Raw genomic sequence first — 23,123 nt, 5'->3', positions numbered from 1 at the left:
ACACAGCCACGTTTGCGACACTGGGACCATGGTCGCCACCACCCTGCACCTCCTGCGTCACGGTGAGGTCCACAACCCGACGGGCGTGCTCTACGGGCGTCTGCCGGGCTACCACCTCTCCGAGCGCGGGCACGCGATGGCCGCGCTCGTCGCGGACCACCTCGCGGGCGGGCGCGGGGCCGAGCGTGCCGACGTCACGGTCGTCATCGCCTCGCCCCTGCAGCGCGCGCAGGAGACCGCCGGCCCGATCGCCGCGGCCTTCGGGGTCGACGTGCGCACCGACGAGAACCTGCTCGAGGCCGAGAACCAGTTCCAGGGCCTGACGTTCGGGGTCGGCGACGGCTCGCTGCGCCACCCCCAGCACTGGCCGCTGCTGCGCAACCCCTTCCGCCCGTCGTGGGGCGAGCCGTACGAGAAGCAGGTCGCGCGGATGCGGGCCGCGCTCGACGCCGCACGCGAGGCCGCACGTGGGCACCAGGCCGTGCTCGTCAGCCACCAGCTGCCCATCTGGGTCACACGGCTCGCGTTCGAGAACCGCCGCCTCTGGCACGACCCGCGCCGGCGCCAGTGCTCGCTGGCCTCGCTCACGTCGCTGCACTACGAGGACGACCGCTTTGCGGGCCTGACGTACAGCGAGCCCGCCGCCGAGCTGCTGCCCGGCGCGGCGCGGGTGGCGGGCGCATGACCGCTCGCGCGACCGCCCGCAGCCGTGCCCGCGCACCCCGGCGCCTCGGAGGCGCCGCGGTCGTCGCCGGGCTCGTGCTGACGCTCGGGCTCGGGGCGTGCGCGCCGGGCGACACCAACGCGGCCGACGACGTCGTCGGGCAGGGGTACGAGTCGGGTGACGGCTCCCAGAAGGTGTGGGCCGCGGCCGACAGGTCCGAGCCCGTCGAGCTCGCCGGGACCGACTTCGCGGGGGCGACGCAGGACGTCGCGGCGTGGCGCGGCGACGTCGTCGTGCTCAACACCTGGTACGCCAACTGCCCGCCGTGCCGCGCGGAGGCGCCGGACCTCGTCGACGTCGCGCTCGAGTACGCCGACCAGGGCGTGCACCTGCTCGGGATCAACGGGACCGACGACGTGGGCGCCGCCGAGGCGTTCCAGCGGAGGTTCGACGTGCCCTACCCGAGCATCGCCGACACCGACGGGACCGCGATCGCGGCCCTCCAGGGGACCGTGCCGGTGCAGGCCGTCCCGACGACCGTCGTGCTCGACCGCGAGGGCCGCGTCGCCGCACGCATCCTGGGCATCGCCGAGGGCTCGACCCTGCGCGCGCTGCTCGACGACGTGCTCGCCGAGCAGCCGGGCGCGACGACGTGACCGGCGCGGCGCCGGGCCTGCTCGGGGCCGCGCACGGCCTGCTCGCCCCGGCGGCCGTCGCCGCGGACCTCGGCGAGACCTTCCAGACCGCGGCGTTCTCGGGCTCGATGCTGCTCGCGGTGCCGGTCGCGCTCGTCGCGGGCTTCGTGGCGTTCGCGTCGCCGTGCGTCCTGCCGCTCGTGCCCGGCTACCTCGGCTACCTCGGCGGGATGTCGGCCGCGACGCTCGGCCCGCGCCGCATCACCGCGGGTGCGCCTGCGTCCGCCGTGACCGGTGCCGTCGGCGCCTCGTCCGGCAGCGCAGCCGGCGGCACGTCGTCGGGCACCCCGTCCCCGGCGGCGTCCGGCGCCGCGGGTCCCGGCGGTGCGACGGCGTCCAGCCGGCGCGCCTCGGCCCCGGCCCGCCCGGCGCCGGGCGTCGCACCCGCGCCCGACCGTCGCCGGCTCCTCGCGGGCGTCGGGCTGTTCGTCGCGGGCTTCACGCTCGTCTTCGTGCTGCTCGGGGTGCTCGCCGGCTCGCTCGGCGGGGTCCTGCGCGAGTGGCAGGACCCGGTCAGCCGCGTGCTCGGTGCCGTCGTCGTCGTCATGGGGCTCGCGTTCCTCGGGTTCGTGCCGTTCCTGCAGCAGGAGCGTCGCGCGCACCTGAGCCCGCGCGCCGGGCTGTGGGGGGCTCCGCTCCTCGGAATCGTGTTCGGCCTCGGCTGGACCCCGTGCATCGGCCCCACGCTCGTCGCGATCACCGCGCTGTCGCTCGACGGCGGCTCGGCCGGGCGCGGCGCGGTCCTCTCGGTCGCGTTCTGCCTCGGCCTCGGGCTGCCCTTCCTGCTCCTCGCGCTCGGCACGGCCCGCAGCCGGCGGGCGCACGAGCTCCTGCGCCGCCACCGGCTCGCCGTCATGCGCGCCGGGGGAGGGCTGCTCGTGCTGCTCGGCCTCGCGCTCGTCACGGGCGTGTGGGGCGCGTGGGCCCAGTGGCTGCAGGGCCTCGTGACCGGCGCCGACATCTTCGTGCCGGTCGTCTGATGAGCACCTACACGCCCGAGGGCCTCGACGACGCGTACGCCCCCGACGACGCGGTGGACCCGGCCGACGGCCCGCCCGCCCCGCCGACGCTCCCGCAGCTCGGCGCCGTCGGCTGGCTGCGCTGGGCGTGGCGCCAGCTCACGAGCATGCGCGTCGCGCTCCTGCTGCTCATGCTCCTCGCGGTCGCCGCCGTGCCGGGCTCGGTGTGGCCGCAGCGCTCGCAGGCGCCCGAGCGCGTCGCGCAGTACCTCGTCGACCACCCGACCGCCGGGCCGTGGCTCGACCGCGCCGGGATGTTCGACGTCTACGCCTCCGCCTGGTTCTCGGCGATCTACCTGCTGCTGTTCGTCTCGCTCGTCGGCTGCATCCTGCCGCGCACGCGTGCGCACCTGCGGGCTCTCGGCGCCCGACCGCCGCGCACCCCCCGCCGCTTCGACCGCTTCCCGGCCCAGGCGGTGGGGACGACCGGGCAAGGCCCCGAGGCGGTCGTGCGCGCCGCGGCGGGTGCGCTGCGCGGGCGGGTCCCGTGGCTGCCGCGGTACCGCGTCGACGTGCAGGCCGAGCCCGCCGGGGCCGACGGGACGTGGACCGTCTCCGCGGAGCGGGGCTACCTGCGCGAGTCCGGCAACCTGCTGTTCCACCTCGCGCTCGTCGGGCTGCTCATCTCGATCGCGACCGGCCAGCTCCTGCACTTCCGCGGGCAGGCGATCGTCGTCGAGGGCCGCGGCTTCGCGAACGCGCAGACCGACTACGACACGTTCGAGGCGGGCAGCGCGTTCGACCCCGCGAGCCTCGTGCCGTTCACGCTGCGGCTCGACCGGTTCACGTCGGAGTTCGACCCCGAGACGCTCCAGTCGCGCGACTTCCTCGCCGAGGTCACGCTGACCGAGCCCGGCGAAGACCCGAGCGCCGAGACGATCAAGGTCAACCACCCGCTCACGGCCGGCGGCGCCAAGGTCTACCTGCAGGGCAACGGGTACGCGCCCGACGTCGTGGTGCGCGACGCCGCGGGCGAGGTCGCGTTCTCCGGGCCCGTGCCGTTCCTGCCGCAGGACGAGGTGTACACGTCGCAGGGCGTCATCAAGGTGCCCGACGTCTCGGGCGGCCAGGCGCAGATCGGGCTCGTCGGCCAGCTGCTGCCGACCGCGCAGCAGCTCACCGACACGATCTGGCGCTCGATCGACCCGCAGCCCACCGACCCGGTGCTCGTGCTCGCCGTCTGGCAGGGCGACCTCGGGCTCGACGACGGCGTGCCGCAGAACGTCTACGAGCTCGACGACACCGGCATGGAGCAGGTGACCCAGCCGGACGGGACCCCCGTGACGCTGTACGTGCGCCCCGGCGAGACCGTCGAGCTGCCCGACGGGCTCGGCACGCTCGAGCTGCGCGAGCTCCCGCGGTTCGTCGCGCTCGACCTGCGCCGCGACCCCGCGCTGCCGTTCGTGCTGGTCTTCTCGCTGCTCGCGTTCGCGGGCCTCGCGGTGTCGCTGTTCACGCCGCGGCGCCGCGTGTGGGTCCGCGCGGCACCCGACGCCGAGCACCCCGGACGTACAGTGGTGCGTGCCGCTGCCCTCGCGCGCGGCGACGACGTCGGCCTGCAGGCCGAGCTCGACGAGATCGTGGGCGCTCTCGCGCTCGACCCGGTGGGCGGCGCGGACCCGGCGCAGCCCGCACCCATCCCGCGCGCCACCACGCGCGCACCGTCGGAAGAGACCAAGCCATGACCGTGGGCGACCTCAGCTCCCTGCTCGTGTGGGCCGCGATGACCGCGCTGACCGTCGCGTTCGTCGCGTCCACCGTGGCCCTCGCCCGGCTCGCCGAGGCGTCGCGCCGCGTCCCGGCGGCCCGTGAGCTCGCGCCCGCCGGGGGACCCGCGCTGCCCGCGGAGCCCGCGCCGGACGTCCGCCCCGAGGGCTCCCCGAAGGCCGCCGGGATCGCGCGGTCGACGTCGCTGACCGGCGGCGCGCTGCTGCTCGCCGGGATCGTCACCCGCGGCCTCGCGGCCGGGCGCTGGCCCACCGCGAACATGTACGAGTTCGCGCTCGTGGGCACGTTCATCGCCGTCGTCGTGCTGGTCGTGGTCCAGCGCCGCCGCTTCATCCCGTTCCTCAGCGTGCTCGTGCTCGGCATCGGGGTGCTCGCGCTCGCGCTCGCGCTGACCGTGCTGTTCGTGCAGGCCGACGCGGTCCAGCCGGCGCTGCAGAGCTACTGGCTCGTGCTGCACGTCGGCGTCGCGATCATCGCGACGGGCGTGTTCACCGTCGGCTTCGCCGCCGCGGTGCTCCAGGTGCTCCAGGACGCGCGCGAGAGCGGCAGCAGCCGGGAGGCCGCCGCAGAGGAGACCGGGCGGCCGGGGGCGCTGCACCGCTGGCGCGTGACCGGTCCGGCGTGGGCGTGGCTGCGCTCGGCGCCCTCCGCGCGCGAGCTCGAGGCGTTCTCCTTCCGGCTCAACGCGATCGGCTTCGTGCTGTGGACGTTCACGCTCATCGGCGGCGCGATCTGGGCCGAGCACGCGTGGGGCCGGTACTGGGGCTGGGACCCCAAGGAGGTCGGCACGTTCGTCGCGTGGGTCGTCTACGCCGCGTACCTGCACGCCCGCACGACGCGGGGCTGGAGCGGGCGCCGTGCGGCGTACGTCGTCTTCGTCGGCTACGCCGTCGTGCTCGCGAACTTCACGGTCGTCAACCTGTTCGTCGACGGGAAGCACAGCTACTCGGGGCTCTGAACCCGGGCCGCCCGACGGCTCGACGGGCGAGCGCGGCTCAGGCGAGGTTCTTGACGCGCGAGCGCAGGGCCCGGCGCGCGACGGGGCCGAGGTCGCCCACGACGTCGACCGCCACCGCGAGCCGCTCGAGCGTCGCGAGGGCCTGCTCGGCACCGGCCGGGTCGACGCCCTCGTAGAGCTCGAGGCCCAGGAAGCCGGCGCTCACGGCACGCGCGAGACCGGCGGGGTCGAGCACGCCCGCGAGCGGGTTGTCGGCCAGCACGCGCCCGAGCACCGCCTCGATCTCGCGCGTCCAGCGGTCCATCGCGTACCGCGCGGCGGCCGCCAGCTCGGGGCTGCCCTGCGCGCCCGACATCAGCTGGGCCATCATCGCGACGTTGCCCGCGGCGCGCTCCCGCTCGTGCAGCTCACGCCCCAGCGCGAGCAGCGCACCGACCGACGTGACGCCGGCGAAGGCCTCCCGGTACCGGTCCGCGCTCTCGTCGGCGGCCTGCCGGGTCGCGGCGTCGACGAGCTCGGCGACGGTGCCGAAGTGGTAGAAGACGAGCGCCTGGTTGACGCCGGCGCGCGTGGCGATCGTGCGGGCGGACAGCGCCGCGAAGCCGTCCTCACGCAGCACCTGCGCGGTGGCCGTGAGCAGCTTGGCCTTCGTCGGGTTCACCCCGACAGCCTCCCAGAGCGCCGGCGCCGGACCCGCCGCAGCCGGTCAGCTCGTCGGGGTCGGGTCCGCCGGGTCGGCGGGCGGGCCCGCGGCGGGCGGGGTCGGGTCCGACGGGTCGGTGCGGCTCGTGGGCCCCGCCCCGCCGGCCTCGCGCTCACGCCGGCGGCGCTCCTGCTCGAGCCGCCAGAGGAACTCCGGGTCATCGTCCGGGGCGAGGGGTGCCTGCGGGACGGTGCGGATGCCCGGACCCGGTCCCGGCCGACGCCCCGGGGTGCGGCGCACGAGGAGCCACGTGACCGAGCCGATGACCGGGAGCAGGACGATGAACGCGACCCACAGCACCTTGTGCAGACCCAGGCGCTCGCGCTCGTCGCTGCGCACGACGTCGATGACCGTGTACACGATCAGACCGACGACCACGAGGGCGAGGAGGTTGCGCACCCGGCCAGCGTAGTTCGCCGACGCGGTTCGCGACCCCGGAGCGGCGCCGCCTAGGCTGGGGAGGTGCGCGTCCTGACCTACTCCCTCATGCGGCTCGGGCTGCTCGGCGCGTGCTTCGCCGGGCTCTACTGGGCCGGCGCGGGCCTCTGGGTCGCGTTCCTCGTCGCGACCTTCCTGGCCTGGGGCCTGTCGTACGTGCTGCTCGCCGGCCCGCGCGACGCCGCCGCCCTCGAGATCGCGGAGCGCGCGCAGGCACGGGCCGCCCGCTCGGGGCGCACGCAGCGCGAGCTGGACGACGACGCCGCCGAGGACGCCGCGGTCGACGCCGCGCTCGCTGCGACCGGTCCCGGCGTCCCGGGCGTGCCTGTCGCGGCCCGGCCGGTCGGTGCCGCCGCCGCCTCGGTCGACGCGCGCGCCGCGCAGGACGCCGTCGGGTCGGCCCGCACGGACGAGCCCGGTGCCGAGGGCCCCGCGGTCGCCCCGGTCAGGACGGCGGCCGCGCCGGGCGGCGCGGGTGCCGCGGCGTCAGAGCGCGAGGCCGACGCCGAGCAGGACGCCGTAGCCGAGCTCGAGCAGCCCCGTGCCGGCGAGCACGGGGACGAGCGCGATGCCGCGCGCGCCGACGATCACGGTGGACGCCAGGAGCCCCGCCGGTAGCGCGAGCACCAGCACGAGCAGGGCGCCGGGCGCGGCGAACGCGCACACGACCCCGAGCAGCAGCGGGACCGTCACGAGCAGCGCGTACGCGCGCCGCGCCCGGTGGTCGCCGAGCCGGACCGCGACCGTGCGCTTGCCGACGAGCACGTCCGTCGGGATGTCCCGCAGGTTGTTGACCATGAGCAGCGCGCACGCGAGCAGCCCCACGCCGACGGCGCCCGCCGCGGCGACCCACGAGATGCGGCCGGCCTGCGTGTACGTCGTGCCGAGGACCGCGACGAGCCCGAAGAACACGAAGACGCCGGCCTCGCCGAGCCCGCGGTACCCGTACGGCCGCCGGCCGCCGGTGTAGAACCACGCGGCCGCGACCGCGAGCGCCCCGACGCCGAGCAGCCACCACTGGCCGGTGAGCACGACGAGCACGAGCCCGAGCGCCGCGCCGACCCCGAGCGCCGCGAACGCCGCGAGCCGCACCTGCGCCGGCCGGGCCGCGCCCGACGCCGTGAGCCGCATGGGCCCGACCCGCTCGGTGTCGGTGCCGCGCACGCCGTCGGAGTAGTCGTTCGCGTAGTTGACGCCGACCTGCAGCGCGAGCGCGACGCCGAGCGCGAGCAGCGCCCGGCCGAGGTGCGCCTGGTCGAGCTGCGCGGCGGCGCCGGTGCCGACGAGCACCGGGGCGGCCGCCGCGGGCAGCGTGCGCGGACGCGCGCCGGCGATCCACTCGGACGTCGTGGCCATCGTGCTCCTGTCGGATCGCACCGCGTGCGCGGTGCTGGGCTGTCGTGCGGGCACTGCGGTCGGTGCGGGCACTGCGGTGGTGCGGGCTGCGGTGGTGCGGACACTGCGGTGGTGCGGGGTCGTGCCGGACGCGCGGTGCCGGGGTGCGGCAGCCGTCGACCGTCCGGCGGCGGGGGTCCCCGGAGCGGGTCAGCGACCGAGCCGGTCCGCGGCCAGCTGGGCGACCGCCGCACGGTCGGGCTTGCCTGGTCCGCGCAGCGGCAGGGAGTCGACCACGACGACGGCCCGCGGCGCCGCGGCGTGCCCCAGGCTACGCGCGACGGCGGTCCGCACGTCCTCGGGCGCGGGGGCGCGGGCGCCGTCGTGCAGGACGAGCACCGCGGTCACCGACTGCCCCCACTCGGCGTCGGGCAGCCCGACGACGCACACGTCCGCGACGCCGTCGAGTGCCCCGACCACGCGCTCGACGGCCGCCGGCGCGACCTTGGCGCCGCCGGTCACGAGCACGTCGTCGGCTCGCCCGAGCACCCGCAGCACCCGCAGCACAGGAGGGCCGGCCGGCGGGTCCCGGCCGTCCGCCCGGTCCGCCGACGACGGCACGAGCTCGCCGAGGTCCCCCGTGCGCAGCCACCGGCGCCCGTCGCGCACGACGAACGCCTCGGCGTCGAGGTCGGGCCGGTCGCGGTACCCGGCCGCGAGCACCGGCCCCGCGAGCAGCACGCGCCCGGTCGCGTCGAGGTCGACGGAGACGCTGTCGAGCGGCACGCCGTCGTACACGCAGCCGCCGCAGCTCTCCGACATCCCGTAGGTCGTCACGACCCGCACGCCCGCCGCCCGGGCGTCCGCGAGCAGCCGGGCCGCGGTCGCCGCGCCGCCCACGAGCACGGCGTCGAACGTGCGCAGCGCGTCGAGCGCGCCGGGGGAGCCGAGCAGCCGGTGCAGCTGGGTCGGCACGAGCGAGGTGTAGCGGCGGACCGGCGTGCCCGGCGCGTCGAGCTCCCCGACCGCGCGCGTGAACGCCTCCGCGCGGAACGGCCCGGGTGCCAGCACGACCGGCGCGGTCCCCGCGAGCAGCGACCGCACCAGCACCTGCACCCCCGCGACGTGCACCGGCGGGAGCGCGAGCAGCCAGCGGCCGTGCCCGCCGAGCCGCGCCGCGGTGGCCTCGCCCGAGGCCCGCAGCGCCGCCGCGGGGAGCAGCACGTCGCGCGGGGTGCCCGTCGAGCCCGAGGTCCGCACGACGAGCGCGACGTCGTCGGGCACGTCGCCGGGCTGCGCGGGGAGGGGCTCGTCCGCCGGCACGGGGAGCACCGCGGGGCCCGTCCCGTCGAGCGCCGCGCCGAGCGCCGCGAGGAGGTCATGCACCGGGTCGCCCGCCACGGGCGCGGTGCGGGAGGTGCTGCCGGGACCGGACGACACGGGCACGCAGCGGACCGGACGGCTCACCGGGCCAGCGTAGGGGGGACCGTAGAGTGTGGCCGACCCGGCCGCCCTCCCGGGACCGAAGGAGCTCGCCCGTGCCCACGCCCGCGCCCCCGCGCCCCTCCCGGCGCACGCGCACGCACGCCGTCGCCCTCGGGCTCGTCGCGCTCCTCGGTGCGTGCTCGGGCGGCGGGGACGGCCCGACGGAGCCGCCCGTGACGCTCCCGCCGGTGATCACCCCCGCGAAGCACGCCGCGCCCGCGCCCGTCGTCCCGCCGCGCTGGGTGCTCACGGGCGTCGCGTCGGGCGAGCCCGTCGAGCGCCCGGCGCTGGCGGTCAAGATCGAGAACCCCAAGGAGGTCCGCCCGCAGACGGGCCTCGACCAGGCGGACGTCGTCTGGGAGCAGGTCGTCGAGGGCGGCGTGACCCGGTTCGTCGCGGTGTTCCACTCGCAGGTCCCGACCGAGGTCGGCCCCATCCGCTCGGTGCGCCCGATGGACCCCGCGATCGTCGCTCCGCTGCACGGCGTGATCGCGTTCTCGGGCGGCCAGCCGGGCTTCGTCGAGGCGCTGTCCGCGGCCGGCCTGCAGACCGTGAGCCACGACGCCGGCAACGACGGCTTCTACCGGACCAAGGGCCGCACCGCGCCGCACAACGTCTTCGGCGACCCGGCGGCGTTCCTCGCCCAGGCCGACGCCGGGCACGCGGCGTCCCCGCCCGAGCAGTTCCACTTCGCCCGCCGCCCCGAGCTCGCGACCGCCGCCGTGGCGGGCGCTCCCGCGGCGCAGGTCGCCGTGACGATGTCCACGTACTCGAGGCCGTCGTGGGAGTGGAGCGCGGCCGACGGCACGTGGCTGCGCTCGGAGTCCGGGACGCCGGCCACGTCGGCGTCGGGCTCGCGGCTCGCGGCGACGAACGTCGTGACGCTCCGGGTGGACCTCGTGGCGTCCGGGACGGTCGACCCGGCGGGCAGCCCGGTCCCCGAGACCAAGCTGGTCGGCTCGGGCGAGGCGCTCGTCGCGACGGGCGGGAAGACGCTCGCAGCGACGTGGACCAAGGCCTCGACGGACGCGCCGCTCACGCTCGTCGCCGCGGACGGCACGGACGTGCGGCTCGCGCCGGGGGCGACGTGGGTCGAGCTCGTGCCGAACGGCACCGGAGCGGTGACCGTCGGCTGAGCCGTCGGCGGACGGGGAGCAGGACGTGGACGACGAGGGGGACGACATGGTGCTGAGCGGACGGACGGGTGCGCCGCGGCGGGCCACGGGCGGGCGCGCGCGTGCGGCCCGGGTCACGGCGGCGCTCGCCGGCGCCGTGCTCGCGCTCGCGGCGTGCAGCGCGCCCGAGGCGGTGGCGCCGGCGCCCGAGACCGTGACGATCAGCCCGACGATCGACCCCGCCAAGGCCGCCGCACCCGCTCCGGTCGTGCCGCCGACCTGGCCGCTGACGGGTCTGCCGGGGGAGCCCGCCGCGCGGCCCGCCCTCGCGGTCAAGATCGAGAACACCGCGGTCGCGCGGCCGCAGAGCGGGCTCGAGCAGGCCGACGTGGTCTGGGAGACCATCGTCGAGTTCGACGTCTCGCGGCTCATCGCGGTGTACCACTCGCAGGTACCGGGCGAGGTCGGGCCCATCCGCTCGGTCCGGCCCATGGACCCGCCCGTGACCGCGCCCCTGCGCGGCCTGCTCGCGTTCTCCGGCGGCCAGCCCGGCATCCTCGATCTCGTCGCCGCGAGCGGTGTGCAGACGCTGAGCCACGACGCGGGCGTCGAGGGGATGTACCGCATCCGGGGCCGCTCGGCGCCGCACAACGTGTACGGCAGCCCGGAGACGTTCTGGCGGCTCGCCGACGCCGGCCACCAGGCGGCGCCCGCCGAGCAGTTCGAGTTCGCCCGCTCGCTCGACCGTGCGGCCGCGGTCGTCGCCGGGACGCCCGTCAGCACGCTCGCGTTCCGGCTCTCGGCCGCGTCGAGCCCGTCCTGGTCGTGGGACGGCACCTCGTGGCTGCGCTCCGAGGGCAGCACCCCGTCGGTGTCCGCGAGCGGCGCGCGCCTCGCGGCGACCAACGTCGTGGCGATCACCGCGGACCACCCGGCGACGGGATTCGGTGCGCAGGGCGGGGCCGCGGTGCCCACCTACACCCTGGTCGGCTCGGGGGACGCCGTCGTCGCGTCGGGCGGCAAGATCGTGCAGGCGCGCTGGCAGAAGGACGCCGACGACCAGCCGATGCGCCTGTTCCTGCCCGACGGGTCGCCCGCGACGCTCGCGCCGGGGAACACCTGGGTCGAGCTCGTGCCGGCCGGGTCCGGGAGCCTCGCCGTCGGCTGACCCGCTGCGGTGCGTCGCCCGGCGGTCGGCTGGAGCGCCGCCGTGAGTGGGCGCCGGCGTCGGGTGGCGCACGGGCGCCCGGCCCGCCGCCGCGCCCTCACGTGCGGGCGTCCCCCGGACGGCCTCAACCCGCGGGATGACCGGGGGCGGAAAGGTTGTGCTCCCGGCGGTGGACCGTGGGCGACGACGCCGGTCCCGTGGGCCGATGCCGCCGCCGGGGCCGCGCGGCCAGGCTGGGTGCCATGACCACGATCACGTCCGAGAGCGCCGAGGAGCGTGCCGACCGCGCGCACTCCCTGGGCGCCGTCCTCGCGTCCGTCACCATCCTGACCGCGCTGCTCGTCGGCGCGTCCTACGCCGTCGCGCAGGTCGTCCAGGTCGCCGTCTGGGCGTTCTCCGGCAGCTGAGCGCCGGAGCCCGCGCGACCCGTCAGTACGCGTACCCGAAGCCCGACCAGTCCGGGTCCCGGCGCTGCAGGAACGCGTCGCGGCCCTCGACGGCCTCGTCGGTCATGTAGGCCAGGCGCGTGGCCTCGCCCGCGAAGACCTGCTGCCCGGCGAGCCCGTCGTCCGCGAGGTTGAACGCGAACTTGAGCATGCGGATCGCCTGCGGCGACTTGGTCGCGACGATCCGCGCGTACTCGAGCGCCGCGTCCTCGAGGTCCGCGTGGTCGACGACGTCGTTCACCGACCCCCAGTCGTACGCCTCCTGAGCCGAGTACTCCCGCGCGAGGAAGAAGATCTCCCGCGCCCGCTTCTGGCCGACCTGGCGCGCGAGCAGCGCCGAGCCGTAGCCCCCGTCGAACGACCCGACGTTCGCGTCGGTCTGCATGAACCGCGCGTGCTCGCGCGAGGCGATCGTCAGGTCCGCGACGACGTGCAGCGAGTGCCCGCCGCCGGCCGCCCAGCCGCCGACGACCGCGACGACGACCTTGGGCATCGTCCGGATCAGTCGCTGGACCTCGAGGATGTGCAGGCGCCCGGCCCGCGCCGGGTCGATCGCGTCGGCGGTCTGCGCGTCGGGGTCGCCGGTGTACCGGTAGCCGTCGCGGCCGCGGATGCGCTGGTCGCCGCCCGAGCAGAACGCCCAGCCGCCGTCCTTGGGGCTCGGGCCGTTGCCGGTCAGCAGGACCGTGCCGACGTCGGACGACATCCGGGCGTGGTCGAGCACCCGGTAGAGCTCGTCGACGGTGTGCGGGCGGAACGCGTTGCGGACCTCGGGCCGGTCGAACGCGACGCGCACGACGGGCAGGTCCCGCTCGGCGGCGCCCGGTCCCGCGTCGGGGGAGGGACGCGCCACGCCGCGGTGATAGGTGAGGTCCGTGAGGTCCTCGAACCCGGCGACGGTGCGCCAGCGGGTCGGGTCGAACGTCTCGGACACCTGCGCGGGGAGCTCGCTCACCGGGCCAGCGTAGGCGGCAAATAAGGTGAGGGCGTGACCCTCGACGTGTACTCCGTGCCGCTGCGCACGCGCTTCCGCGGCCTCGACGTGCGCGACGGCGTGCTGCTGCGGGGCGCGGCCGGGTGGGGCGAGTTCAGCCCGTTCTGGGACTACGACGCCGACGAGTCGGTCGCGTGGCTGCGCGCCGCGCGCGAGGCCGCCGACGAGGGCTGGCCCGACCCGGTGCGCACGCACGTCCCGGTCAACGTCACGGTCCCGGCCGTCGACGGGCCGGCGGCCCACCGCATCGTGACCTCGTCGGGCGGGTGCCGCACCGCCAAGGTCAAGGTCGCCGAGCGCGGCCAGACCCTGGCGCAGGAGATCGAGCGGCTCGAGGCGGTCCGCGACGCGCTCGGGCCCGGCGGCGCGATCCGGGTGGACGCCAACGGCGGCTGGGACGTCGAGACGGCGGTCGCGCGGCTGCGGGTGCTCGACCGCGCGGCGGGCGGCCTGGAGTACGCCGAGCAGCCGGTCCCGACGGTCGAGGGCCTCGCCGCGGTGCGCCGTGGGGTCGACCTGCCGATCGCCGCCGACGAGTCGATCCGCCGCGCGGCGGACCCCATGGCGGTCGTGCGCGCCCGCGCCGCCGACATCGCGGTGCTCAAGGTGCAGCCGCTCGGCGGCGTGCGGGCGTGCCTGGCGCTCGCGGAGGAGACCGGGCTGCCGGTCGTCGTCTCGTCGGCGCTCGAGAGCTCGGTCGGGCTCGCCGCCGGCCTCGCGCTCGCCGCGGCGCTCCCGCGCCTGCCGTACGCGTGCGGCCTCGCCACCGCCCAGCTGCTCACCGCCGACGTCACGACCGCACCGCTGCTGCCCGTCGACGGGCAGATCGAGGTCCGCCGGGTCGACGTCGACCCGGCCGCGCTCGACGCGGTGCGCGCGCCCGACGACGTGCACGCCCGCTGGTCCGCCCGCCTCGCGGAGGTCGAGGCCCGGTCTACGGTGGGACGGTGACGACCCCGAGCACGCACCCGGCGACGGCGTCGGCGCGCGTGCTCCTGCAGGCGTTCGCGGCGCTCGGCGTGCGGGACGTCGTGCTCTGCCCCGGCTCGCGCAGCGCGCCGCTCGCGTACGCGCTGGCCGACGCGGCCCTGCCCGACGGCGAGCGGCCCGCGGGTGCGCCCGCGCTGCGGCTGCACGTGCGGATCGACGAGCGCACCGCCGCGTTCCTCGCGCTCGGCCTGGCGAAGGCCGCGGTCGCCCAGGGCGACGTGCGCCCGGTCGCCGTGGTCACGACGTCGGGGACCGCGGCCGCGAACCTGCACCCCGCGGCGCTCGAGGCCGCGCACGCCGGGCTCCCGCTCGTGCTCGTGACCGCCGACCGCCCGCACGAGCTGCGCGGCACGGGCGCCAACCAGACGACCGAGCAGGTCGGCCTGTTCGGCGCGGCGGTCCGCTTCGCCGCCGACGTGCCCGCCCCGACCGGGCGCCCCGGCGAGGCCCGCGACCTGCGCCACGTGGTCTCGCGCGCGCTCGCCGCCGCGGTCGGCGCCCGCACCGCCGACCCCGGCCCGGTGCACCTCGACCTCGCCTACCGGGAGCCGCTCGGGCCCGGCGCCCAACCGTGGCCCGCACCGGCCGAGGACGGGCTCGTTCGCGTGACGGCGCGCTCGGCCGCCCCGTTCGTGGCCGCCGGGCCCGACGACCTGCGGCGCGACGACGTCCCGACGGTCGTCGTCGCGGGGGACGGGGCCGGCCCGCACGCCCGCCTGCTCGCCGAGGCCAACGACTGGCCGCTGCTGGCGGAGCCGTCGTCCGGGGCGCTCGGCAGCGCGCACGCCGTCCCCGCCTACCGGCTCCTGCTCGGGCACCCCGCGCTCGGCGGGCAGGTGCGGCGCGCGGTCGTCCTCGGGCGCCCGACGCTGTCCCGCCCGGTCGCCCGCCTGCTCGCCCGCGACGACGTCGAGCTCGTCGTCGTCGCCCCGCACGGGCGCGACTGGCCCGACGCCGGGCGCTCCGCGACCCACGTGCACACCGAGGTCCCCGCGGCGCTGATCGGCCGCGCGGGCCCGCCCGGGTGGCTCGACGCCTGGCGCGCCGCGGGCAAGACCGCCGCCGCCGTGATCGACTCGGTGCTCGACCCGGGCCCGCGCACCGCGCCGTCCCGCAGCGGCACGCGCGTGACCGGGCCCGTGCTCGCGCGCGAGGTCGTGCGGGCGACCCAGCAGCGCGACGTGCTCGTGGTCGGGTCGAGCAACCCGGTGCGCGACCTCGACCTCATGGCCGGGTGGGACGTGCCGGCGCTCGTGCTCGCCAACCGCGGGCTCGCGGGCATCGACGGGACCGTCTCGACCGCGATCGGGGTCGCGCTCGGCCTGCCTGAGCGGCGCGTGCGGGCGCTCGTCGGCGACCTGACCTTCCTGCACGACGCGGGCGGGCTGCTGCGCGGCCCGCTCGAGCCCACCGCCGACCTGCAGGTCGTGGTCGCGAACGACGACGGCGGCTCGATCTTCGCGACCCTCGAGCACGGCGCACCCGAGCACGCCGCGGTGTTCGAGCGCGTCTTCGCGACCCCGCACGGCGCCGACCTCTCGGCCCTGTGCGCGGCGTACGGGGTCCGGCACACGCGCGTGAGCGACGTCGAGGGCCTCGCGCCGGCGCTCGCGGCGCCCGGGCGGGGGCTCAGCGTCGTCGAGGTGCGCGTCGACCGGGCCGGTCGCCGGGCGCTCGGCGAGCGCATCGAGTCCGAGGTCCGGGACGCGCTCGACCGCACGCTGGGCTGACCCGCGGGCGGGACGTCGCCGTCGTCCGCGGGAGACGCGCCCCTCCTTCACCGCCCGTGCGGTGCCTGCCGACTCGCAGCGAACTCCCAGGAACACCCGAGCGTGCGCACAGGGCTGCGGGGTCTCATGGTGGAGGAGAAGGAGGACGAACCATGAGCAGCAGCACCCCCGACGTCCCGGGCGCACCGAGCCCCGAGGACCGGCCCACCCCGGTGCAGGGCGAGCAGCGCCCCGCACCGACCACCGACCCGCACGGTGACGCGCACCCGCAGGTCGCGGCCACGCAGCCGATCGCGCGCCCCGAGCCCGGCCCGCACGAGGCGCCGACGCAGTTGCTCCCCGCCACGCCGCCGCACGCCGAGACCCAGCCGCTCCCGGCCACGGCCCCCGCGCACCCCGCTCCGCAGCCGCACCCGGTCACGCAGGCGCTGCCCGCCGCTGCGGCCCCGCAGCACCCGCAGCCGGCGGGCGCGGGCCACGTCCCGGGCGCCGGCCAGCCCGGCGCCGGCCACCCCGGTGCCGGCCAGCCGGGCGTCGGACACCCCGGTGCCGGCTACCCCGCCGGGGCCGGCCCGGCGCAGGGCCAGGCCCCGCACCGCACCAACCCGTTCCTGCCCCCGCACCCCGCCGCGCCCGCCGACCTGCGCGCCGCGCACGAGGCGCAGCACGGCGTGCCCGGTCAGCACGGCGGCCCGGCCGGCCCCGGTGGCCCCGCCGGGCCGCACGGCCCGGTCGCGACCCGCGAGCGCGGGCGGCCGTTCTGGCTCCCCGTCGCCGGCGCCGCCGTGGCCGCGGCGCTCGTCGCGACGCTCACGACGATCGGCGTCTCGGACGCGCTCGACGACGACGACGCGTCGACGCCGGCGTCGCTCACGTCGATCGGCCAGGCGCAGAACGCCGAGGTCCCGGTCGAGGGCTCGGACGCCGACGACCCGGACTGGGAGGCCGTCATCGCGGCCGTCCAGGAGTCGGTCGTCGCGATCGAGGTCAGCACGCAGCAGGGTGGCTCGCAGGGTTCGGGCGTGATCATCGACGACGACGGCAACATCGTGACGAACAACCACGTCGTCGCGGGCGCCGGCGAGGGGCAGGTCCGCGTCACGCTCTCGGACGGCCGGATCTTCGCGGCGTCGATCGTCGGCACGGACCCGACCACGGACCTCGCGGTCATCCGCCTCGACGACGCCCCGGAGGACCTGACGCCCGCGGCGCTCGGCGACTCGGACGACGTGACGGTCGGCGAGGCGGTCCTCGCGGTCGGCAACCCGCTCGGCCTCGCGAACACGGCGACGACCGGCATCGTCTCGGCGCTCGACCGTCCCGTCTCGACCTCCGAGCAGGGCGGCAGCGACACGGTCGTGACCAACGCGATCCAGATCGACGCCGCGGTCAACCCGGGGAACTCGGGCGGCCCGCTGTTCGACGCGCAGGGCCGCGTCATCGGCATCACGTCGTCGATCGCGACGCTGTCGAGCCAGTCGGGCTCGATCGGCCTCGGGTTCGCGATCCCGGTCAACCTGGCGAAGCAGATCGCCGCGCAGCTCGTCGAGGACGGCACCGCGGAGCACGCGTTCCTCGGGGTGTCGCTGAGCGACGGCACCGCGACGGCCGACGGCGTGACCCGCCGCGGCGCGGTCGTCCAGGAGGTGACGTCGGGCTCGCCCGCCGCCGAGGCCGACCTGGCCGCGGAGGACGTCATCGTGGCGATCGACGGACGCCCGGTCGCGGGCGCCGAGTCCCTGACCGCGTACGTGCGCGAGCGCGCCGCGGGCCAGGAGGCGACGCTCACGGTCGTGCGCGGCGACCAGGCCCGCGAGGTCGAGGTGACGCTCGCGGCGCGTGAGGAGACCACCACGAGCCAGGGCCAGGGCCAGCAGCCGCAGCTCCCCGAGAACAGCGAGGACATGACGCCCGAGGAGCTCTGGGAGTGGTTCCAGCAGCAGCAGCAGGGCCAGGGCGGCGGCCAGGGGAACGGCTGACGGGACCCCCGTCGCGCATCCCCGCGCGCCCGGACCGGGGCGGGACCGGACCCCCTGCTGGTCCCGCCCTACGCGGACGGCCGGTGCCCTCGGGCACCGGCCGTCCGTCGTCCCCGACCGCCCCTGCCGACTCACAACCCACCCGAGGCGCGGCTGCGACGCCGGTCTCCACCCGACGCGCGACGCCGATGGCCGGCCCCCGCCCGACACGCGTACTCCGACGCCGGCGCCACCGGAGGCGCGACTGCGATTCCCGGCTGCTACTCGGCGCGCGGCGCCGGGACTGCTCGCTGCTCGACGTGTGGCTCAGGATCCGTCGCCGCGCCCCGCAGCTCCGCGACGCGTCGCGCGAGGGCCGCGTTGACCGCCCGGAACTGCGCCTGGCTCTGCGTCGTCAGCCGCCGGCGCAGGAACGGCACGAGCACGCCGGTCAGGCGCTCGCTCTGTACGACCCGCACGCCGCCGCCGCGGGCGTCGAGCCGGTAGCGGTGCACCCCCGTGAACACCCCGGGGAGCAGCAGGCGCCCGCGCCGGACGAGCTCGTGCGGCCGGTCGACGACGAGCACCCGTGACCGGAACGTCAGCTCCCGGCCGCGGTCCGTGCGCACGGTCTCGACGGCGCGCGCCCCGACGCGCAGCTCGCCGCGCACACGCACGACGACGGGGTTCCAGCGCGGGTAGGCGGCGTGGTCGACGAGCACCGCCCAGACCTCCTCGGCGGAGGCGTCGACGTCGAGCTCGGCGTGCAGGGTGCAGGCGAACGGGTTCACGGCGAGCCCTCCGAGGTGGTGTCCGCCGGCGGCGTGCCCGCCGGGCCGTCGCTGTGGAGCCCGCGACCCGAGCTCCCTCGACCCGAGTCCTCGTGACCGACGTCCCCGCGACCCGAGCCCCCGCGACCGGAGCGCGCGCCACCGGGGTGCCCCGCCCCGGCCAGCACCGCGTCGACGAGCCGGCGCACGTAGTCGGGCGTCGGGGTGTCGCCGACGACGAGCACGTGCAGGTACACCGGGCCGAGGAGCTGGTCGAGGACGAGCTCGACGTCGGTGCCGGGGGCGAGCCGCCCGTCGGCCACGGCGCGCGCCAGCCGGTCCCGCGTCGCGGCGCGCCGGACCTCGCCCAGGGCGTGCAGCGCGGCGCGCAGGTCGGGATGGTGGGCCGAGGCGGCGACGACCTCCGCGAGCAGCCCGGCGTGGCTCGCCCGGCCGAGTGCGGTCGCGAGCGTCCCGAGCGCGCCGCGGAGGTCGGCGGCGAGGTCGTCCGTGGCGCCGGTCGACGGCGGGGCGAGGGCGGCGTGCGCGACGGTGGCGAGCAGGTGCGCGCGCGTCGGCCACCGGCGGTAGAGCGTCGTCTTCGCGATCCCGGTGCGCGCGGCGACCGCGTCGACCGTCAGCGCGCCGTGCCCGTGGTCCGCGAGCACGCGCGCGGCGGCGTCGAGAGCGCGGCGCTCCACCCCGGCGTCCCGTGGTCGGCCCATCCGCGGCTCCCGTCGTCGCGCACGTCCGGGTGGGCGTCCGCCGCCACCGAGGCTAGGAGGTGCGTGCGGCGTTACGCAACGGCGGTATCGAAACGGCGACGACGAGACGCCACGCCCCGCCAGGGGCACTGCCGCGGGAGCGTCAGGCCGTCGGTGTCCCGGTCGACGCGAGCGCGTCGCGCATCGGCACGAGCTTCGCCTCGGACTCCGCGAGCTCGGCCGCCGGGTCGGACGCGGCGACGATGCCGCAACCCGCGAACAGCCGGATCCGGCGCGGGTCCTCGGGGTCGAGCGCCGCGGACCGCAGCGCGATGCCCCACTCGCCGTCGCCGTCGCCGCCGAACCACCCGACCGGGCCGGCGTAGCGCGCACGGTCCATGCCCTCGATCCGCGCGATGAGCTCGCGGGCGGCGGACGTCGGCGTACCGCACACCGCGGCGGTCGGGTGCAGCGCCGCGGCGAGCGCGAGGCTCGTGGGGTGCTCCGCGGAGGCCTCCGCGCCCCCGACGAGGACGCCGGTCACGTCGCTCGCGAGGTGCAGCACGTTGGGCAGGTGCAGCACGAACGGCACGTCGGGCACGTTGATCGACGAGCAGAACGGCTCGAGCGCGTGCCCGACGGACGCGACCGCGTACTCGTGCTCCTCGAGGTCCTTCGACGAGTGCGCCAGGATCGCGGCGCGGCCGAGGTCGGCGGCGTCGTCCCCGGTGCGGCGGATCGTCCCGGCCAGCACGCGCGAGGTCACGAGCCCCTTCTCGGAGCGGACGAGCAGCTCGGGGGTCGCGCCGATCATGCCGTCGACCGAGAACGTCCAGCACGACGGGTACCGCTCGGCGAGCCGCCCGAGCGGCCACCGCACGTCGATGGGGTGCTCGGTGCGTGCGCACACGTCGCGCGCGAGCACGGTCTTGTCGACCTCGCCGGCGCGGATCGCAGCGACCGCGCGCGCCACGACGTCCTTCCACGGCTCGGCCGGCACGGCGCCGTCGCCGTACTCGACCGCTCCGGGCGACGGCGCGGGCTCGAGGTCGCCCACGAGCTCGTCGAGGGAGGGGGCCGGGCGCAGGCGCCCGCCGGACTCGATCGTCGTGAGCCAGGCATGCCCGCCGCGGCGCCCCACCACGACGCGCGGGACGACGACGACGCCGCCCGCGGGGGAGCCGTCGTCGAACGCGAAGGACCCGAACGCGACCGGCCCGGTGCCGGGCACCCCGACCTCGTCGCGCACGATCGCCTGCGCCAGGACGTCGCGCCACGCGGCCTCGGCGTCGGCGAACCGCGTCGCACCGGCGACCTCGAACCGCAGGGCCTCGCCCCACGCGACGAGCCCGTCGCCGCGGCGGACCCAGGCGAGCGGCGCGTCGGCGGGCAGCAGGTCGATGAGGTCCCGCGGGTCCGGGGTCGCCGCCCGGCTGCCGTGGTCGTCGGGGTCGTCGGCGAGCCCCCCGCCGCGCCGTGCCCGGCCGAGCTCCTCGAGCCCGTCGAGGGGGACCGTGCGCACGACGAGCGGGTGCGGGACGGCGTCGGGCAGGCTGCTGGTCATCGCCTTCAGGGTACGGTCCGCAGCATGTGGATCTCCTGAGACGATGGCCACATGCCCCGCGCCAGCCTCGACAAGGACCCCCGCGACGTCGCGACGATGTTCGACGCCGTCGCGCGCCGCTACGACCTGACGAACGACGTCATCTCGCTCGGGCAGGACCGGGCCTGGCGCCGCGCGACCCTCGCGGCGGTGGCCGCCCAGCCGGGGGAGACCGTCCTCGACCTCGCGGCGGGCACCGGCACGTCGAGCGAGCCGCTCGCGGACGCGGGCGTGCGCGTCGTGCCGTGCGACCTGTCCTTCGGGATGCTCTCGGTCGGCAAGCGCCGGCGGCCCGACCTCGGCTTCGTGGCCGGCAACGCGACGCAGCTGCCGTTCGCGGACGCGTCGTTCGACGCCGTGACGATCTCGTTCGGGCTGCGCAACGTCGTGGACACCGAGGGTGCGCTCGCGGAGATGCTGCGCGTCACGCGCCCGGGCGGGCGGCTCGTCGTGTGCGAGTTCTCGACGCCCACGCTCAAGCCGTTCCGGACGGTGTACACCGAGTACCTCATGCGGGCCCTGCCGCCGGTCGCGCGCGCGGTCTCGAAGGAGCCCGACGCGTACGTGTACCTCGCGGAGTCGATCCGCGCGTGGCCCGACCAGAAGGAGCTCGGGCGCACGCTGCGCCGCGCCGGCTGGGACCGGGTCGCCTACCGGAACCTCACCGGCGGGGTCGTGGCGCTGCACCGCGCGACGCGCCCCTGACCCCCGCCGCCCGGCACCGCTCGACGCGTGGCCGTCCCACGTCCCCGGGCCCCGCGCCCGCGTGACGGGGTCGTGCACGCGCCGTGCGCGCGCCGTGCACGAGGTGTGCGGCGGGAGGTGAGGCAACCCTTCCAAGACAGCCCCTGTGACCGCGGTTACACTCGCTGGAAGTCGTGTGTGAACGTCTTCACAAGTGAGGCGAGACCGTCATGAACGCAGTGCACGATGACGCTGACGTCATCGTCGTGGGTGCTGGACCCGCCGGGTCCAGCGCCGCGTACTACTGCGCGTCCGCGGGTCTGTCGGTCCTCCTGCTCGAGAAGGCCGCCTTCCCGCGGGACAAGATCTGCGGCGACGGGCTGACCCCGCGCGCGGTCGCCGAGCTCGCCGCGATGGGGGTCTCCCTGCGCGAGGACCAGGGCTGGATCCGCAACGTGGGCCTGCGCGTCGTCGGCGGCGGGCACCGCCTCGAGCTCCCGTGGCCCGAGCTGTCGAGCTACCCGTCCTACGGCCTGGCGCGCAGCCGCATGAGCCTCGACCACCTGCTCGCCGACCACGCGCGCGCCGCCGGCGCCAAGCTGCTCGAGCGCACCAACGTCACGGGCCCGGTGCTCGACGAGCGCACGGGTCGCGTCGTCGGCGTGACCGCGCGCCCGGTCGACGACGCGGGCCGCCGCGCGGGCGACGAGGTCACCTACCGCGCGCCCGTCGTCATCGCCGCCGACGGCGTCGCCGCCCGGCTCGCGACGTCGCTCGGCCTCGAGAAGCGCATGGACCGCCCGATGGGCGTCGCGGTCCGCACGTACTTCCGCACCCCGCGCCACGACGACCCGTGGATGGAGAGCCACCTCGAGCTGTGGGACGGCGCCCCGGGGCGCTCGAACCTCATGCCGGGCTACGGCTGGATCTTCTCGCTCGGCGACGGCACCGCGAACGTGGGCCTCGGCAGCGTCGCCTCGACGGCCGCCGCGACGAAGGTCGACTACAAGGACCTGTTCGCGAAGTGGATGGCGAACGCCCCGGAGGAGTGGGAGTTCACGCCCGAGAACCAGCTCGCGCCCGTGCGCGGCGCGGCGCTGCCCATGGGCTTCAACCGCGGGCCGCTCTACGGCAACGGGCTCATGCTCGTCGGCGACTCGGCCGGGATGGTCAGCCCGTACAACGGCGAGGGCATCGCGTACGGGATCCAGGCCGGGCGGATCGCCGCCGACGCCGCGGTGCAGGCCGCCGCGCGGGGGTCGGCCGCGGGCCGGGAGCGCGCGCTCGCGACGTACCAGACCCGCATGAAGGACGAGCTCGGCGGGTACTACACGCTCGGCCGCGTCTTCGTCCGGCTCATCGAGAACCCGCAGATCATGCGGATCTGCACGCGCTACGGGCTCCCGCGCCCGCTGCTCATGCGGTTCACGCTCAAGCTCCTCGCGGACTGCTACGAGCCGCGCGGCGGCGACATGGTCGACCGCGTCATCTCGGGCCTCACGCGACTGGCGCCGGCCGCATGACCACCACCTCCACCACGACGATGCCGCCCACCGGGAGGGCACACCGATGAACAACCCGTACGCGCCGCTGCTCGTGATGATGGGCATCGCCGCCGTGCTCGCGCTCGGCGGAGTCGGGGCCAGCGTGATCCTCGGCCCCAAGCGCTACAACCGCGCCAAGCTCGAGGCCTACGAGTGCGGCATCGAGCCGACCCCGCACGCGATCGGCGGCGGACGGTTCCCGATCAAGTACTACCTGGTGGCCATGACGTTCATCATCTTCGACATCGAGGTGGTGTTCCTCTACCCCTGGGCGGTCAACTTCACGGAGCTCGCGACCTTCGGGCTCGTCGCGATGATGGGATTCCTCGTCCTGATCACGGTGCCGTTCGTGTACGAGTGGCGCCGCGGCGGGTTCGAGTGGGACTGAGGGT

22 protein-coding genes and 1 pseudogene are annotated in these 23,123 nt (G+C 76.8%); 15 read left to right on the top strand and 8 right to left on the bottom strand.

The genetic code is table 11. The annotated features are described in order from the left end of the window. Positions 1-28: 28 nt before the first annotated feature. From CCE01nite_RS01765 to ccsB, 5 genes are all read left to right on the top strand, one after another. Complete coding sequence (locus CCE01nite_RS01765; RefSeq protein WP_034634616.1) at positions 29-685, top strand: histidine phosphatase family protein; 657 nt, start codon at positions 29-31, stop codon at positions 683-685. After that, positions 682-1,320 carry a TlpA family protein disulfide reductase gene (locus tag CCE01nite_RS01760; protein ID WP_084142951.1) on the top strand — a complete coding sequence of 213 codons (639 nt, stop codon included), beginning with the start codon at positions 682-684 and terminating at the stop codon, positions 1,318-1,320. The genes CCE01nite_RS01765 and CCE01nite_RS01760 overlap by 4 nt, the downstream gene beginning before the upstream one ends. Positions 1,321-1,427: 107 nt before the next feature. After that, positions 1,428-2,339 (top strand): cytochrome c biogenesis CcdA family protein, encoded by a 912-nt coding sequence (locus tag CCE01nite_RS01755; RefSeq protein ID WP_084142954.1) that lies wholly within the window; start codon positions 1,428-1,430, stop codon positions 2,337-2,339. After that, complete coding sequence (gene resB / locus CCE01nite_RS01750) at positions 2,339-4,063, top strand: cytochrome c biogenesis protein ResB (RefSeq protein ID WP_034634615.1); 1,725 nt, start codon at positions 2,339-2,341, stop codon at positions 4,061-4,063. Before CCE01nite_RS01755 ends, resB begins: the two co-directional genes overlap by 1 nt. Beyond that, entirely contained in the window at positions 4,060-5,064 is a 1,005-nt protein-coding gene (gene ccsB, locus CCE01nite_RS01745) for a c-type cytochrome biogenesis protein CcsB (protein ID WP_034634614.1), read from the top strand. Before resB ends, ccsB begins: the two co-directional genes overlap by 4 nt. 37 nt (positions 5,065-5,101) lie before the next feature. On the opposite strand, the gene CCE01nite_RS01740 is transcribed toward ccsB, so the two are convergent. Then, positions 5,102-5,725 (bottom strand): TetR/AcrR family transcriptional regulator, encoded by a 624-nt coding sequence (locus tag CCE01nite_RS01740; RefSeq protein ID WP_034634612.1) that lies wholly within the window; start codon positions 5,723-5,725, stop codon positions 5,102-5,104. 45 nt (positions 5,726-5,770) lie between these two features. Then, on the bottom strand, positions 5,771-6,166 hold the full coding sequence (locus tag CCE01nite_RS01735) for a PLDc N-terminal domain-containing protein (protein ID WP_034634609.1): 396 nt from the start codon (positions 6,164-6,166) through the stop codon (positions 5,771-5,773). A gap of 63 nt (positions 6,167-6,229) precedes the next feature. Here CCE01nite_RS01735 and CCE01nite_RS22320 point away from each other — a divergent pair. Beyond that, a pseudogene (locus CCE01nite_RS22320) lies at positions 6,230-6,412 on the top strand (DUF4229 domain-containing protein); the annotation flags it as partial. Between the two features lie 279 nt (positions 6,413-6,691). Here the strand turns inward: CCE01nite_RS22320 and CCE01nite_RS01725 are convergent. Further along, positions 6,692-7,561 carry a 1,4-dihydroxy-2-naphthoate polyprenyltransferase gene (locus CCE01nite_RS01725; protein ID WP_141371898.1) on the bottom strand — a complete coding sequence of 290 codons (870 nt, stop codon included), beginning with the start codon at positions 7,559-7,561 and terminating at the stop codon, positions 6,692-6,694. Positions 7,562-7,750: 189 nt separating this feature from the next. Further along, positions 7,751-9,007, bottom strand: a complete 1,257-nt coding sequence (menE, locus tag CCE01nite_RS01720) for an o-succinylbenzoate--CoA ligase (RefSeq protein WP_281282361.1) — start codon at positions 9,005-9,007, stop codon at positions 7,751-7,753. A gap of 71 nt (positions 9,008-9,078) precedes the next feature. Here menE and CCE01nite_RS01715 point away from each other — a divergent pair, with 71 nt between their 5' ends. The 3 genes from CCE01nite_RS01715 (at position 9,079) to CCE01nite_RS21130 (ending at position 11,715) form a co-directional block, all read left to right on the top strand. Continuing rightward, entirely contained in the window at positions 9,079-10,161 is a 1,083-nt protein-coding gene (locus tag CCE01nite_RS01715; RefSeq protein ID WP_141371897.1) for a DUF3048 domain-containing protein, read from the top strand. A 25-nt stretch (positions 10,162-10,186) separates the two neighbouring features. After that, a complete protein-coding gene (locus CCE01nite_RS01710; RefSeq protein ID WP_246056269.1) occupies positions 10,187-11,308 on the top strand; it encodes a DUF3048 domain-containing protein in 1,122 nt (373 codons plus the stop codon). 242 nt (positions 11,309-11,550) lie between these two features. Further along, positions 11,551-11,715: a hypothetical protein gene (locus tag CCE01nite_RS21130; RefSeq protein ID WP_170223925.1), complete on the top strand. Its 165-nt coding sequence runs from the start codon at positions 11,551-11,553 to the stop codon at positions 11,713-11,715. Positions 11,716-11,737: 22 nt separating this feature from the next. Here CCE01nite_RS21130 and CCE01nite_RS01705 read toward each other — a convergent pair whose 3' ends face one another. Further along, complete coding sequence (locus CCE01nite_RS01705) at positions 11,738-12,709, bottom strand: 1,4-dihydroxy-2-naphthoyl-CoA synthase (protein WP_141371896.1); 972 nt, start codon at positions 12,707-12,709, stop codon at positions 11,738-11,740. Positions 12,710-12,742: 33 nt separating this feature from the next. On the opposite strand from CCE01nite_RS01705, the gene CCE01nite_RS01700 reads away from it, so the two are divergent. The 3 genes from CCE01nite_RS01700 to CCE01nite_RS01690 all read left to right on the top strand — a co-directional run bounded on the left by CCE01nite_RS01700 (position 12,743) and on the right by CCE01nite_RS01690 (position 17,447). Beyond that, positions 12,743-13,699, top strand: coding sequence for an o-succinylbenzoate synthase (locus CCE01nite_RS01700; protein WP_141371895.1), 957 nt, complete (start codon positions 12,743-12,745; stop codon positions 13,697-13,699). Beyond that, complete coding sequence (menD, locus tag CCE01nite_RS01695; protein WP_141371894.1) at positions 13,696-15,468, top strand: 2-succinyl-5-enolpyruvyl-6-hydroxy-3-cyclohexene-1-carboxylic-acid synthase; 1,773 nt, start codon at positions 13,696-13,698, stop codon at positions 15,466-15,468. Before CCE01nite_RS01700 ends, menD begins: the two co-directional genes overlap by 4 nt. A 152-nt stretch (positions 15,469-15,620) precedes the next feature. Further along, entirely contained in the window at positions 15,621-17,447 is a 1,827-nt protein-coding gene (locus CCE01nite_RS01690; protein WP_141371893.1) for a S1C family serine protease, read from the top strand. A 260-nt stretch (positions 17,448-17,707) separates the two neighbouring features. On the opposite strand, the gene CCE01nite_RS01685 is transcribed toward CCE01nite_RS01690, so the two are convergent. From CCE01nite_RS01685 to CCE01nite_RS01675, 3 genes are all read right to left on the bottom strand, one after another. Next, entirely contained in the window at positions 17,708-18,217 is a 510-nt protein-coding gene (locus CCE01nite_RS01685) for an SRPBCC domain-containing protein (protein ID WP_141371892.1), read from the bottom strand. Next, a complete protein-coding gene (locus CCE01nite_RS01680) occupies positions 18,214-18,897 on the bottom strand; it encodes a TetR/AcrR family transcriptional regulator (protein WP_170223924.1) in 684 nt (227 codons plus the stop codon). Before CCE01nite_RS01680 ends, CCE01nite_RS01685 begins: the two co-directional genes overlap by 4 nt. Positions 18,898-19,063: 166 nt before the next feature. Further along, positions 19,064-20,464 (bottom strand): isochorismate synthase, encoded by a 1,401-nt coding sequence (locus CCE01nite_RS01675; RefSeq protein ID WP_141371890.1) that lies wholly within the window; start codon positions 20,462-20,464, stop codon positions 19,064-19,066. Positions 20,465-20,515: 51 nt separating this feature from the next. Between CCE01nite_RS01675 and CCE01nite_RS01670 the strand changes: the two genes are divergently transcribed. The 3 genes from CCE01nite_RS01670 (at position 20,516) to CCE01nite_RS01660 (ending at position 23,119) form a co-directional block, all read left to right on the top strand. Then, the gene (locus tag CCE01nite_RS01670; protein ID WP_141371889.1) at positions 20,516-21,208 is read left to right on the top strand and encodes a demethylmenaquinone methyltransferase; all 693 of its coding nucleotides are present in this window, start codon (positions 20,516-20,518) and stop codon (positions 21,206-21,208) included. Between the two features lie 209 nt (positions 21,209-21,417). Further along, positions 21,418-22,710 (top strand): geranylgeranyl reductase family protein, encoded by a 1,293-nt coding sequence (locus CCE01nite_RS01665; protein ID WP_141371888.1) that lies wholly within the window; start codon positions 21,418-21,420, stop codon positions 22,708-22,710. Positions 22,711-22,756: 46 nt separating this feature from the next. Next, the gene (locus CCE01nite_RS01660; RefSeq protein ID WP_141371887.1) at positions 22,757-23,119 is read left to right on the top strand and encodes an NADH-quinone oxidoreductase subunit A; all 363 of its coding nucleotides are present in this window, start codon (positions 22,757-22,759) and stop codon (positions 23,117-23,119) included. Positions 23,120-23,123 lie beyond the last annotated feature (4 nt).

The organism is Cellulomonas cellasea (assembly GCF_006538745.1).
In the GTDB taxonomy this organism is placed as follows: Bacteria; Actinomycetota; Actinomycetes; order Actinomycetales; family Cellulomonadaceae; genus Cellulomonas_A; species Cellulomonas_A cellasea.
This window is presented reverse-complemented; position numbering and strand designations above follow the sequence as displayed.

Bases quoted from the DNA above. Each gene is read 5' to 3' on its own strand.
- CCE01nite_RS01765 (WP_034634616.1), top strand. From the start codon at position 29: ATGGTCGCCACCACCCTGCACCTCCTGCGTCACGGTGAGGTCCACAAC.
- CCE01nite_RS01760 (WP_084142951.1), top strand. From the start codon at position 682: ATGACCGCTCGCGCGACCGCCCGCAGCCGTGCCCGCGCACCCCGGCGC.
- CCE01nite_RS01755 (WP_084142954.1), top strand. From the start codon at position 1,428: ATGCTGCTCGCGGTGCCGGTCGCGCTCGTCGCGGGCTTCGTGGCGTTC.
- resB (WP_034634615.1), top strand. From the start codon at position 2,339: ATGAGCACCTACACGCCCGAGGGCCTCGACGACGCGTACGCCCCCGAC.
- ccsB (WP_034634614.1), top strand. From the start codon at position 4,060: ATGACCGTGGGCGACCTCAGCTCCCTGCTCGTGTGGGCCGCGATGACC.
- CCE01nite_RS01725 (WP_141371898.1), bottom strand. From the start codon at position 7,561: ATGGCCACGACGTCCGAGTGGATCGCCGGCGCGCGTCCGCGCACGCTG.
- CCE01nite_RS21130 (WP_170223925.1), top strand. From the start codon at position 11,551: ATGACCACGATCACGTCCGAGAGCGCCGAGGAGCGTGCCGACCGCGCG.
- CCE01nite_RS01690 (WP_141371893.1), top strand. From the start codon at position 15,621: ATGAGCAGCAGCACCCCCGACGTCCCGGGCGCACCGAGCCCCGAGGAC.
- CCE01nite_RS01675 (WP_141371890.1), bottom strand. From the start codon at position 20,464: ATGACCAGCAGCCTGCCCGACGCCGTCCCGCACCCGCTCGTCGTGCGC.
- CCE01nite_RS01670 (WP_141371889.1), top strand. From the start codon at position 20,516: ATGCCCCGCGCCAGCCTCGACAAGGACCCCCGCGACGTCGCGACGATG.
- CCE01nite_RS01665 (WP_141371888.1), top strand. From the start codon at position 21,418: ATGAACGCAGTGCACGATGACGCTGACGTCATCGTCGTGGGTGCTGGA.
- CCE01nite_RS01660 (WP_141371887.1), top strand. From the start codon at position 22,757: ATGAACAACCCGTACGCGCCGCTGCTCGTGATGATGGGCATCGCCGCC.